The following is a 13,320-nucleotide window of genomic DNA, read 5'->3' as shown; positions in this document are numbered from 1 at the left end:
CTATAATTATGTCCTCTCCCAGAAGATCATTTTTGAAAAGCTCAGGCATTTTCGCTGGAGTTACTATGCTTGGTAAACCTTTACAGGCATTGGCTGATGTTAGTAAAAAGATCAATACTATTGATGCCGGAAAGTGTATCAATATCTTTCAGACCAATGATTTGAACAGTCAAATCAAAAGTAATCAGGAGGGTTTTGGAGGATTGGAGAAAGTTTATGCTTTGATGGCAGGTGAAGATGTGTCTGGATTGGTTGTTGATGCAGGTAATTTCCTCGATCGGCAACAAAGTCGGGGAATGCAGGAAAGAACGATTAACCTGATGAATAAAATTGGCTATCACGCAGCTGCCATCGGAATTAATGAGTTGTCTATGGGACAGGCTGGTTTTTCAGAATTGATTCCGCAAATGAATTTTTCTCTGGTGAATTGCAATTACAGGTTTAGTCATTCCGTATTGAATTCTGCAATTAAACCGTATATAGTAATTAAAACAAAGGGGCTGAGGGTAGGTGTAACAGGTGTTGGGCCGCGGCTGGATATAGAAGGGATTTTGTTCGAAAATCCTTATACTGCGGCAAATAGAACTGCTGAGTATCTAAAGAGAGAAATGGGGTGCGATCTGGTGATCTGCTTGTCCCAACTGGGTTTTGACGAAGATAAATTTAGCAGCAAGGAATTGGCAGCAGTCTCGGCTCACATTGATTTTATAGCTAGTGGCAGTAGCAATAAAGTTTTGCAGGGCGCTATGATCTTAAAAAACAGGGATAAGCATGACGTTGTATTAAGTCAGGCCGGAGAAAATGGAATGGTCATAGGAAAAACCAGATTTGGTTTTAATGAAAATAAACAAAGGAATGATTTTCACCATAAATATCTTATTGCGGGTTTAGCACATAAAGATCAGTTTGCTCAGGCACACCTGGTACTAAGGAATCTCTCTGCTACTCAGAAAATCAACAGTTAACTGGAGGCATTGATCAGGGCTTAGTATACTCGTATCCAAGGTTAAATCTGCCAGCTGCGGTGTCTCAAAAGTGTCGTTGAGGCCGGTAAGATTGTATATTTTGTCGGGATGGCCATTTGGGAGCATTGCCTTTTTATACAGTCCTTTGGGATCTCTGTGAATAAGTGTTTCCAAATCACACTTGAGCCAAATTAATGAGGTTTTGTATTTTAGTTTTAGCTGAAGCCTTCCCTCCTCATATGGATTAATAGCGGCTATGCATATGAAATCATAATCTGTTAAAAGACTTGAAGCATAATTGCCCAGGCGGGAGATGTTCTCCAGACGGTCTGCTTTGCTAAAGCCCAGGTCCTTGCAGAGGGTTTGACGATAGACGTCTCCGTCTATGAGTTTAATTCTGAGGCCAGATTGCTTTCCCCATTCAAGGAAAGCATTTGATAAAGTTGTTTTCCCACTCCCGGATAAACCTGTAAACTGAATAATGTGTCCCACTATAATTTGGAGAAACTGAGGTATTGAACAAACCTGGGCAAAGGAGAGTGATTGGCACTTGCGGCATGAGGAAGTGTATTGAGCCAGACAATGATATCTCCTTTTTTTCCGGGTACAGGTATGCCCTGTACCTGGCTTCGCATCACATGGTGTGCGTCTTCAAGGGTTTTGAACGATTTTATCCATTCGTTAAATTGATGGTGTACTCCTGGAACTAAAGTTAATGGCCCCCGGTCTGCCGGAACATCGTCCAGGTAGATGAGTCCCTGTATAGTATATTCTATCGGCTTATCCAAATCTATGTCCCAATGAAGATCACCGCTTTTGAAAGGCCAGTAGGGAGTTTCGGGCGGATTAAAACTGAGTTTGTCCGTATTGGCAATGATGGGTTGGCCAGCGTAAAGTTCTGAAAATAGCTGATGTACGTTTGGGTGTTTCCTGATCGCTTGTTGACTGATGCCCTGATAGATTTGTACCATAAGCCCTTGCCAGTCTGGGTGTGGTGTATACCAGCTATACGGATTCGATAAATTGATGTCCAGGTGTGTGCAGATCAATTCTTTTACTTCATCGCAAAGTTCTGGTTCAATAAGATCGCTTATTTTCAGGTAGCCATATTGTTCCCAGAACTGCAATTGCTCTTCATTGAGTAGCTGCTTTTGTACCGGGGCACGATCGGAATCTGGTTGTTCTATTAACCAGTTATTGAACTGAATTGCTGCATTTTCCAGGAAATCATTACCCTTAAGCTGATTTAACCATTGATTGAAATGATTAAAATGTCTGCAGTCTGCATATATAAAATGATAGGTTTCGTACTTTCCCAGGCCGTAGATGCTTAGCCATATGTTTTCAAGGCGGTCAAAATTGGGATACTCGGGGGTAAGGTCTCTTTGTTTTTTACTTTGATGAACTTCAAAAAAAACGCGAAGAAAAGTGCACTCTGTCATTTTAATAGTCTATTTTTAGATGGCGTATTCGGTTGAGATCTGGATTGCAATTTACAACATTACTTTGCAGAAAAAGAAAAGCTTAGTTGGTTGTGCTTAGCTCTTGATGGCTCTTAAATATTCGTAACTGTGATGGCAATCGTCGAAGTAGAATCTTTTGGGCTCGGGACTGGCCTCGGGCCTGAATAAATCATTTGAAGATTTGCTGTGGTAATTTAGCCGCTCAAACAGATTCTGATGTATTGGTATTCTTGTAAAGGAACTGAAAGTGTATACCATTTCTTTTACGCCCGTTGCATAATCGAAAAACAGGTTTTTCGAATGTTTCAACTGATGTATCCCCGCCAGTTTTTGGTAATACTGCTGTAATACTTCTGCTGTATAACGGTTAAAGTCACTTCCATAGTGATCTGGTCTTTCGGTCTTAAGCAGCGTGTTGCTGATCATCCCGGGAACACTGTGGATACCTCTTCGCTTATCATGAGAGGCAATTACTTCTTCTGGCTTACGGTAAAGGAAGAAAAAAGGAGTCGTTGGGAACCATTGACGTAAGGTTTCATAAAAGTGAATATGCCAGCTGTCCAGTTTGATGAGGTAATTGCTTTCCTTGAAATTTCTATGCTGACCCATTAAGTTGAGCGCAGATCTGAACCAGGTTTCCAGAACAGGTAATTGGATTTCAGGTTGTTTTTCCCCAGCCCTTAAAATCTCATCGAGCAAGGGTGCTTCTGCAATGACTATATTTTCGTCTGATTGCGAAAAAGCTTGTGAAAGTAAAGTTGAGCCGCATCTGGATACATGAAAGATAAAAGCTGAGGGCGCTAGAAAATGTAATTTTTTGCAGGCCTCAGTCATAAAGTCTGGACTGGAAAGGCTTTGTAAAGCAGATCGTTCTCTTTGTTTGGAACGGCATATTTGTATGGTCTCGTCAAAAAAAGGTTCGTCTATGATTTTTTTTCCTAGGTCAAGCCATTTGAGCATCCAGCCGCTTTCACTGGTGTGGCTCATCTGATAGGGAATCCAATTGGCTATTGGAGTGATCTGCATTATATATCTGTTCTTAATTGGGCAATTAAACGTCTTGCGGTTTCCGTATTCATTTGTTCCAGTTCCCGGATCATACCATCTCTTGTCGCCTCATCATAGGTCATTCCGGCTGATTTTTCGCTGATGTTATAGCCATGTTGGGCAAAGTACTGGTCTGTCCAGTTGTTGCGTATCCCATCAATGATCAGGTGTACCCTTGCTGTACTGCCGGCGTTAACAATACTATGAGTAGCGCCAAAATTCATATACCAGCATTCTCCCGGGGCCAAATGGAGTTTTTCATCATCAAGAGTAAAATATACATCCGGATTGGTTACAATAGGGATGTGGATCCTGAATTGTCCATCTGCGTAACTGCATCCCTGGTCTTTATGAGGTTTGATGAAACTCCCGGGTGCCAGTGACAACAGGCGTACGGCTTCCTTGTCGCATTTCCAGGAATCAAGAATCTCTTTTGCATAAGGCATCAGGCTAAGTGCAGGTGTGTCTTGATAGGTAACGTCTGGATGGGCGTAGATATCTTTACTTAGTCCACTGGCCGAACGAAGAGAAATACTCCTCCAGTCGCCATTAAAATCCTTTGCATTAAAATGTAAGGGCCATTCCTCTTTTAGAACCTCCGTTAATTCTGACTGGAGTTTTTCGGTATGGTAAGATGTGGAGAACTTTATATAATTCATGGGCAGGGAAAAGAAAGACTAAGATAGTTTTTATGCTTAATGAAATACATAGGCCGAAATAAATTAATTTGAAATAACAAATGTGTTACAATTTGTATAGTGGCTTTTATCCTGATATCTTAACTTTGATTTATCTAACCAAATTATCTATGTTTTTACGCAGAGGCAGACTCCTGTTGATACTCAGTCTTATCTTATCAGGATGTTCCGTTATAAAGAACCAGGCAAATTCTTCACAAGTATATCAGACCGCTGAATTCGTACTTAAGGAACAAACATTACGGGAAGCTGATGCTGCTCTGAAAGCCGATCCGATCACTGTAACTGCCGCCTCTTCTCCAAGAAGTGCAGGAGGGAAGCATGATTTCTTTTCTGAAGGTGATTACTGGTGGCCGGACCCCAAAAATCCAGACGGTCCATACATTCAAAGGGATGGTATGACCAATCCGGAGAACTTTACTGCGCACAGATTAGCAATGATCCGGTTCAGCCGGATTATTGGTGCATTGGCTTCTGCCTATAAAATTACAGGGAATGCGAAGTATGTTCACGCTGCGGAGAAACATTTAAGGGCCTGGTTTATTGATGAACAGACCCGGATGAACCCTAATCTTTTGTATGCACAAGCCATAAAGGGATTGTATACAGGAAGGGGTATTGGAATTATTGATACCATTCATTTGCTTGATGTAGTGATGGGAATTCATGTAATGCACAGCAAAATGCAAAGTGAGGACCTGCAGAAAATTAAACAATGGTTTGCTGATTATACCGCGTGGCTTATGGAACATCCCAATGGTAAAGCAGAAATGAATGCACAAAACAATCATGGGACTTGTTTTGTGTTACAAATTGCTGCTTTTTCCAGACTGACTAATAATACCGCATTGCAGAAATTCTGCATTGACCGATATAAAAATGTTCTGCTACCAAACCAAATGGCAGCAGATGGAAGTTTTCCCCTTGAGCTGGCCAGAACTAAGCCCTATGGATATTCGCTTTTTAACCTGGATGTAATGACCACCTTGTGCCGGGTGCTGTCAACACCCGAGAACAACCTGTGGACTTATTCTACACCAGACGGGAGATCCATAAAAAAGGGGATACAATATATGTTTCCTTATGTTGCTGATAAATCCTTATGGAAGTTGAAGCCAGATGTGATGCATTGGGAGGAATGGCCTGTGGCACAGCCGTTTTTGGTATTGGGGGCTGTTGCTTATCAGAATAAAGAATGGCTGGCCACCTGGGTAAAGCTGGATCACGATCCAAAAGGGGAAGAAATCATCAGGAATCTTCCTGTAAAATATCCGCTAATTTGGCTGGATTAACACAGATATTAGAGCTTGGCATCATTTTTCCTGTAATAAATGCATATGATGCGTGTTTCTAAGGAAGGTTTTATTCATGCCATAAGAGGTAAAGTGATTTTGGCACTTGTACTGGCCTGCTTTGCCCTTTTTATGGCCTGGCTGGTAAGTAAGGTTGCTTTTCGGGAGATGATGAATACGGTGGAGAACATCTCTTCACCAAATGAGAAGCTTCGTGTGGTTAACGAATTGTCCCGGAGAATCTCTGCACTTGATCAGGTACAGAAGAAGCAAGCCCTGAATGATCCGGGTAACTACAATAAGTTTTTTAAAGATTCTAAACAATTGAGAACCTTGCTGGATACACTTGCAGGCTTATATGCGGGCGATTCTGTTCAACTCCGGAGGATTGCCTCTATTGATGGCCTTTTGACGGTCAGAGATAAACAATTTGTAAATTATTTAAAAGTTCGCGAAAAACTGATCAATAACAAGTCTTTCTCTACCCAGGTACAGAAGTTCAATGATCTGGTCAATAAGAATTCGGCAGAGGCAGACAGTACCGTCGTGACTTCTGAAAAAAGAACCTCTACCACCACAGTAATACCCTCAGAAGAGAGGCCGAGAAGTTTTTTCAGTAAAATTTTCGGAAAGAAAAAGACCGAAGGCGAGGAAGATAAGGCCTTTAAGATTGTTAATGAAGAAAAGGTGAAAAGAGATACCATCGCCTTATCTAACGAAAGAAAAATCGTGAAGGGAATGGAAGAATCCCTTCGGGCCATAGAAAAAGAACAGAAGATCAAGAGTCAACGCTTCTTGGACAGAGAGGCGGTTCTGGCCAATGCCAATAGTTTGCTCATCAGCCAGATGCTGGGCATTCTTAAAAAGGTAGAGAGTGAAGCTGTGGCCCAGATAGAACAGAACGGCATCCAGGCAAAAAAAGTAGTCAATACGGGTATTAACCGGATCAGCATTATCATGGTGGTTTTCTTTCTCCTTATGGTATTGTTGCTTTACCTGATTCTAACCGATATTACCCGGAGCAACAAGTACCGGAAGGAAATGGAGGCAGCTACAGAAGAAGCTGAATATCATGGAAAGGCAAAGCAACGTTTCCTGTCTAATATGAGCCATGAGATCCGTACGCCCCTTCAATCCATTATTGGTTATGCGGAGCTGATCAAACAACAGGAAAATCCTGGCCGTAAATACATTGATGCCATTTATCATTCTTCAGAGCATTTATTGCAGATCGTGAATGAAATTTTAGACTATAACCGGTTGATTTCCGGTAAATTTACATTTACGAATAAGGTTTTTAACATTAGGGAACTGCTCGATGAGGTTGTGCTTATTGTGAAACAGCAAGCCGATCGGAAGGCGTTAAGCCTGGCTGTTAATTTTGATCTTAATGGCATAGAATACATACAAGGGGATCCTTTCCGTCTGAAGCAGATTCTGTTTAATTTATTGAGCAATGCCATTAAGTTTACGGTTGAAGGCGAGGTGCTTTTTTCGGTGTTTTATAAGAGACAGGGAGATTTGCTCCACTTTACCTTCCTGGTAAAAGATACTGGAATTGGTTTGTCTGAGGAGGAGACCAAATATATTTTTAATGAATTTGAACAGGCAGAAGCTCCGGAAAAATTTCTTTTGAATCAAACAGGAGCTGGCCTTGGATTAACCATTGTTAAATCTTTGGTAGAGAATCAGGGTGGAAGAATTTATGTAAAAAGTAAGAAGGGAGCAGGGAGTAGTTTTACGGTCTATTTGCAGTTTGCTGTGGGCGAAAAGCCAGAAATGGATGCAGTAAAAGAGCGGTTACCCTTCCCATCCGGGGCAAATAAAGTATGGGTAATTGACGACGACCATCTGATCCTGGACCTTTGCAGTTTGATCTTCAAAAATCATCAGATCAACTATACCTGTTTTAATAAACCAGGCGATATGTTGAATGCGGAATGGGATCCTGAAGTGCAATTTATTTTTATGGACATCAGGATGCCGGAAATTCCGGGAACTGAACTTTGCCGCCTGATGAGAGAAAAGATAGGGAAAGAGGTGAAGATTTATGCCATGACTGCCCAGGTTATGCCAGAGGAGCGTGCCGGACTTCTGGCTGGCGGATTTGATGGATTGATTATGAAGCCTTTTAAAGAGCTGGATTTATTGTCTGTGCTGAGAAATGAATTGCCTGTTCCTTTAGATACTGAGCCGGATATCGTTTTTGATCCTTCTTATATAGAAAAAATGACCTTTGGTGATCAGGAACAGTTCGACAAGATCATGAATCGTTTTGTACAGGATTGTATTCAGGATGAACAGGAGATAGAAAATGCTGTTGCTGATGACGACGTTGCGCATGTATCCTTGATTACGCACCGTCTTGCCGGCCGGATTGCACAGATGGGAAGCAGGGAACTTGCTGCTGCTTTTAGAAAAATGGAAATTGAACTGAATAAATCAAAAAAAATAGCCCCTGCTCAGGTTAGGCAGGTAAGGATGCTGCTGGGAAGATTGAAAAAGTTAATCTATGAGATTGAGCATTACTCGATCTCATAGCGTTCCATTTTACTATACAATGTTTTCCTGTCTATATTAAGTAGCCTTGCAGCCTGGGATTTGTTGTATTTTACTTTGATCAGGGTTTCGATAATCAGAGACTTTTCGTTAACCTCATTAATGGCTTTAAGATCTGATGTATTGGGTTTAGGACTTTGATTTACAGAAATGATCATTTCATCCGGGAGGGAAGCGGCTTCTGCAGTTTCTCCGGCGGTTAGCAAGACCATTCTTTTGATGACGTTTTTTAGTTCCCTAAGGTTTCCTGGCCAGTCGTATTTATATAACAGTTCTTTTGCTGCGTCTGAGATGTATTTTACGTTACGGCCCAGTTCTGCATTAGAAATTTCAATAAAATGGTTAATGAATAAGTCGATATCTTTTCCCCGGTCGCGCAATGCAGGGAGCTGGATCTTGAATTCATTTAGGCGGTGGTAAAGGTCTTCTCGGAAGGTCCCTTTGTTTACACTGTTGTTCAGGTCATCATTGGTAGCGGCGATAATCCTTACATCTACAGCAATGGTCTTGGTACTGCCTATAGGCTGTATTACTCTTTCCTGTAAGGCTCTGAGTAGTTTTACCTGCACTTCATAACTCAGGTTTCCTACTTCATCCAGAAACAATGTGCCACCATCTGCAGCTTCGAACTGTCCTTTTTTATCATTCAGGGCACCGGTAAAAGCACCTTTAACATGTCCAAATAATTCGCTTGCTGCAAGGTCTTTGGAAAGCGCACCACAATCTATGGCCACAAAGGGTTTGTTGCTGCGTTTGCTTTGTAAGTGAAGGGTCCTGGCAGCATATTCCTTTCCTGTCCCACTTTCGCCCTGGATCACCACAGACATGTCGGTAGGGGCTACCAGACTAATGTGCTCATATAGTTTATCTGAAGTGGAACTTTTTCCCTTGATGGTGTCTGCATGCTGTTCCTGGTTTACAGGTTCAGCCAGATCATTTTTGTCCAGCGCACTCTTTACGATCATCAGCAGTTCATCGGGATTCACAGGCTTGGTAATGTAATCAAAAGCGCCCAACCGGATGGACTTTACTGCTGTCCTGACATCGTTAAAGCTGGTCATGATGACCACAGGAACCGTAGATCCTTTTTCCCGTAAATGAGACAATATATCAAGACCTGTTCCGTCGGGTAAGCGGTAGTCTACCAGGAACAGGTCGAATTCCTGTTGATTTATGATCTTCAGACTTGCTTTCACATCGTGAACTGCTAGTGGCTCATATTGATGCTTTTTAAGAAAGCCTTCTAACAACTGAGAGAACGTAAGATCATCTTCAATAATCAGTATTTTTGCCATAGGGTCGTTTTTCATGATATAGCAAAAATACAAAAGCCGGAACGATATCCGGCTTTTGTTGGTGTTATTTGTTTAATTTGTGGTTTATTCTACAACTTTACCATCTTTTCCAACTTTCAAAGAGGCAGTTTGTTCTCCTTTTTTAACATCGATCTGATACCATGAGGTTTTATCTGCTGCGGTAATCAGGAATGCAGTTTGAGGTAACCATTCTTTATATTTGTCTGATTGCAAGGTTGCTTTAACCGCATCAGGTAATTCTTCCAATTTAACAGGAACTTTTGTAGTACTGTCTTGTGGTACGGTAATAGCTACAGGAGCTTTAATGTCGTTTGCCTGAACTGATGCTACTCCTGCGAATGCTAAAAATGCTGCTGATAAAATGAACTTTTTCATAACTATTTATTTTAAATTTAATTATTCTTGTTAATATGATTAGTTAGGTTACATAATGATGCCACAAACTAATTTGTTTTTAACAAGCTGATAAATAGCTGTTTATGTTTTTGTGTTCAGTAAGGTGCTGTAGAGAAACTCCACAGCTTGATGCGTTTTTCCTTTAAGAAGCAATGGTTTCGGTAGTTCTTCTGACCGCCATCGTTTTAACCGTTCTAATTATGGCTGCTGTGTCATAGCCGCATAAGGCCCACAATTCCGGCTGTTCACCATGTTCTACCAGTTCATCGGGCATTCCAAGGCGTACAACTTTTGAGTTATAGTCATGATCTGCCATGAATTCCAGAACTGCCGATCCCATTCCACCTTGTAAGCAACCGTCTTCTACTGTAATTACATTTTTATAGCGGCTGAAAACATCATGGAGCAGTGCCTCATCCAGAGGTTTTACGAAACGAAGATCATAGTGAGCAGGATGGATACCTTCACTGTTTAGCTCTTTACAAGCTTCAACCGCAAAATTTCCTACATGTCCTATAGTCAGTATGGCCACATCTTCGCCATCACATATCTTTCTTCCTTTACCTACCTCGAGTTCTTTTAGCGGTCGCTTCCAATCTGGCATCACACCGTTTCCACGAGGGTAGCGAATAGAAAAAGGTCCTTTGTTTTCCTTTTGTGCGGTATACATCAGGTTTCGGAGTTCTTCTTCATTCATTGGAGCCGCTACGGTCATATTTGGAATACACCTCATATAAGCAAGATCATAGGCACCATGATGTGTAGCACCATCTGCACCTGCCACACCAGCACGGTCCAGACAGAATACAACATTCAGGTTTTGAATGGCGACATCGTGGATGACCTGGTCGTAAGCTCTTTGCATAAAGCTGGAGTAGATATTGCAAAATGGTATTAATCCCTGAGTGGCCAGACCTGCAGAGAAAGTTACCGCATGTTGTTCTGCAATCCCAACATCAAATGCCCTGTCTGGCATAGCTTTCATCATGATGTTCATGGATGATCCTGAGGGCATTGCCGGAGTTATCCCGACGATATTTTTATTGGCTTCTGCGAGTTCTACGAGTGTATGACCAAATACATCTTGGTATTTTGGAGGCTGAGGTTTGTCACTTACACTTTTTTTAATTTCTCCTGTAATCTTGTCGAACAGACCTGGTGCATGCCATTTGGTTTGATCTTTTTCTGCAAGAGCAAAGCCTTTTCCCTTTAAGGTTACGCAATGCAGTAGTTTTGGACCAGGAATATCTTTTAGATCGCGTATAACTGCGGCTAGTTTTTTTACATCATGTCCGTCTACCGGGCCGAAATACCTGAAATTTAAGGCTTCAAATAAATTACTTTGCTTCAGTAGGGTACCTTTGATGCTTTTTTCTATTTTCTTAACAAATTTGTGTGCATTTGGTCCGAGTTCAGAAAGTTTGATGAGCATATTGGAGATGTCATCTCTGAAACGGTTGTAGGATTTTGACGTAGTGATACTCGTCAAATATTCTTTTAACGCACCTACATTGGGATCGATAGACATGCAGTTGTCATTCAGGATCACCAAAAGATTCGAGTTCTCGATTCCAGCGTGGTTAAGGCCTTCAAAAGCAAGGCCGGCAGTCATTGCTCCGTCTCCAATTACAGCAACATGCTGTCTGTCTGTTTCTCCTTTATAGTGTGAGGCTACTGCCATACCCAAAGCAGCAGAAATGGAGGTGGATGAGTGGCCAACGCCAAAGGTGTCGTATTCGCTCTCCGCGATATTAGGGAAGCCGCTGATGCCATGAAGCATGCGATTCGTATGGAATACGGATTTTCTTCCGGTTAATATTTTATGACCATAAGCCTGATGCCCCACATCCCATACGAGTTTGTCGTAAGGGGTGTTGAGTACATAATGAAGTGCTACGGTTAATTCTACTACACCAAGACTGGCAGCAAAATGGCCTCCGTTTACACTCACAGTGTCAATAATATATTGACGGAGTTCCTGGCTGATCTGCTCCAGGTCTTCTTCTTTATACTGCTTTAGGTCAGCAGGATAATTAATGTTTGATAATAATGGACGCTTACTGTCTTCCATATAGGTCTTAATAGAATTTACAAAGTAAGGGATTTTGTTTAATATAATCAGCATAAATATTCCCTGTTAACAGGCTGCAAGTCCGGATTTAGAGGAATAGATTTTGGTTAACAACATTTTACTAACCAAACTCCGCCAGAAATCATTATTTTTACCGAAGTAAAGACAGGGCTGTACAGAAGCTTTCTTTGTAGGCTTTATTCATGCGTAATAAATAAAAACAAAACATATAAATGAAACGTGATACTTTAATTTTTGATTTGATTGGCAAGGAATTAGATCGTCAGGAAAATGGACTCGAGCTGATTGCTTCTGAAAATTTTGTAAGCAAGCAGGTCATGGAAGCTGCGGGTTCGGTTTTAACCAATAAATATGCTGAAGGCCTACCCGGAAAACGTTATTATGGCGGTTGTGAAGTTGTAGATGAAATTGAAAATATAGCGATAGAACGTGCTAAAAAATTATTTGGTGCAGAATGGGTAAATGTACAGCCGCATTCAGGTGCTCAGGCAAATGCTGCCGTAATGCTTGCCGTTATACAACCAGGAGATAAAATATTAGGTTTTGATCTTTCTCATGGAGGACACCTGACACACGGATCACCGGTGAATTTTTCTGGTAAATTGTATCATCCGTTATTTTATGGTGTTAAAAAAGAAGACGGTTTAATTGATTATGCTAAACTGGAAGAGGTTGCTTTGGCAGAGCGTCCAAAGTTGATCATCTGTGGTGCGTCGGCCTATTCAAGAGAGTGGGATTATGCATTTATCCGCAGTGTTGCCGATAAAATCGGAGCTTTGGTTCTTGCGGATATTTCTCATCCGGCAGGTATGATCGCGCGTGGATTGCTGGCTGACCCGCTACCGCACTGCCATATCGTAACCACAACTACACACAAAACTTTACGCGGCCCACGTGGTGGTATGATCATGATGGGTAAAGATTTTGAAAACCCGTTTGGATTAAAAACGCCAAAAGGAGAGGTTAGAATGATGTCTTCTGTACTGGATATGGCTGTTTTCCCAGGAACTCAAGGTGGTCCTTTGGAGCATATTATTGCTGCTAAAGCCATTGCTTTTGGCGAAGCCTTAAGTGATGAATATCTGGAGTATATTAAACAGGTAAAATCGAATGCGCAGGCGATGGCGAAAGCATTGGTGGCAAAAGGTTATGGAATCATCTCTGGTGGTACAGATAATCACCTGATGCTGATCGATCTTCGCAATAAAAACATTAACGGAAAAGTGGCTGAAGCTGCTCTGGGTAAAGCTGATATTACGGTAAACAAGAATATGGTTCCTTTCGATGACAAATCACCGTTTGTAACCTCAGGAATTCGTGTTGGTACTGCAGCTGTAACCAGCCGCGGATTAAAAGAGCAGGATATGGAAACCATCGTCGATCTGATTGATCAGGTATTGGTTAATCCTGAAGATGAAGCCAATCTTGCCAATATTAAAAAACAGGTTTTAGCTTTGATCAGCAAATTTCCTTTGTATAAATAACCAGGAAG

Annotated in this window: 11 protein-coding genes; 4 read left to right on the top strand and 7 right to left on the bottom strand. The window is 41.5% G+C overall.

What is annotated here, in order from left to right:
- Nucleotides 1-965 (top strand): hypothetical protein (locus DBR11_RS14880; RefSeq protein ID WP_233260767.1); only part of this gene is annotated, 965 nt, incomplete at its 5' end.
- Here the strand turns inward: DBR11_RS14880 and DBR11_RS14875 are convergent.
- From DBR11_RS14875 to DBR11_RS14860, 4 genes are all read right to left on the bottom strand, one after another.
- Nucleotides 927-1,457, bottom strand: a complete 531-nt coding sequence (locus DBR11_RS14875; protein ID WP_108553444.1) for an adenylyl-sulfate kinase — start codon at nt 1,455-1,457, stop codon at nt 927-929. The genes DBR11_RS14880 and DBR11_RS14875 overlap by 39 nt on opposite strands.
- Nucleotides 1,457-2,407, bottom strand: coding sequence for a phytanoyl-CoA dioxygenase family protein (locus tag DBR11_RS14870; RefSeq protein ID WP_108553443.1), 951 nt, complete (start codon nt 2,405-2,407; stop codon nt 1,457-1,459). The genes DBR11_RS14875 and DBR11_RS14870 overlap by 1 nt, the downstream gene beginning before the upstream one ends.
- Before the next feature lie 96 nt (nt 2,408-2,503).
- A complete protein-coding gene (locus DBR11_RS14865) occupies nt 2,504-3,454 on the bottom strand; it encodes a hypothetical protein (RefSeq protein ID WP_108553442.1) in 951 nt (316 codons plus the stop codon).
- Nucleotides 3,454-4,134 (bottom strand): aspartyl/asparaginyl beta-hydroxylase domain-containing protein, encoded by a 681-nt coding sequence (locus tag DBR11_RS14860; RefSeq protein WP_108553441.1) that lies wholly within the window; start codon nt 4,132-4,134, stop codon nt 3,454-3,456. The genes DBR11_RS14865 and DBR11_RS14860 overlap by 1 nt, the downstream gene beginning before the upstream one ends.
- A gap of 149 nt (nt 4,135-4,283) precedes the next feature.
- Between DBR11_RS14860 and DBR11_RS14855 the strand changes: the two genes are divergently transcribed.
- Nucleotides 4,284-5,465, top strand: a complete 1,182-nt coding sequence (locus DBR11_RS14855) for an alginate lyase family protein (RefSeq protein ID WP_108553449.1) — start codon at nt 4,284-4,286, stop codon at nt 5,463-5,465.
- A gap of 45 nt (nt 5,466-5,510) precedes the next feature.
- Complete coding sequence (locus tag DBR11_RS14850; RefSeq protein WP_108553440.1) at nt 5,511-8,006, top strand: hybrid sensor histidine kinase/response regulator; 2,496 nt, start codon at nt 5,511-5,513, stop codon at nt 8,004-8,006.
- Here DBR11_RS14850 and DBR11_RS14845 read toward each other — a convergent pair.
- The 3 genes from DBR11_RS14845 to dxs all read right to left on the bottom strand — a co-directional run bounded on the left by DBR11_RS14845 (nt 7,991) and on the right by dxs (nt 11,807).
- Complete coding sequence (locus DBR11_RS14845) at nt 7,991-9,319, bottom strand: sigma-54 dependent transcriptional regulator (protein WP_108553448.1); 1,329 nt, start codon at nt 9,317-9,319, stop codon at nt 7,991-7,993. The genes DBR11_RS14850 and DBR11_RS14845 overlap by 16 nt on opposite strands.
- Before the next feature lie 84 nt (nt 9,320-9,403).
- Entirely contained in the window at nt 9,404-9,715 is a 312-nt protein-coding gene (locus tag DBR11_RS14840) for a hypothetical protein (RefSeq protein WP_108553439.1), read from the bottom strand.
- 163 nt (nt 9,716-9,878) lie between these two features.
- Nucleotides 9,879-11,807 (bottom strand): 1-deoxy-D-xylulose-5-phosphate synthase, encoded by a 1,929-nt coding sequence (dxs, locus tag DBR11_RS14835; protein WP_108553447.1) that lies wholly within the window; start codon nt 11,805-11,807, stop codon nt 9,879-9,881.
- A gap of 233 nt (nt 11,808-12,040) precedes the next feature.
- On the opposite strand from dxs, the gene glyA reads away from it, so the two are divergent.
- Nucleotides 12,041-13,312 (top strand): serine hydroxymethyltransferase, encoded by a 1,272-nt coding sequence (gene glyA / locus DBR11_RS14830; RefSeq protein ID WP_108553438.1) that lies wholly within the window; start codon nt 12,041-12,043, stop codon nt 13,310-13,312.
- Nucleotides 13,313-13,320 lie beyond the last annotated feature (8 nt).

The organism is Pedobacter sp. HMWF019 (assembly GCF_003061025.1).
Taxonomy (GTDB): Bacteria; Bacteroidota; Bacteroidia; order Sphingobacteriales; family Sphingobacteriaceae; genus Pedobacter.
Note: the sequence above shows the minus strand (reverse complement) of the source record. Positions and strands in the feature narration are given on the sequence as shown.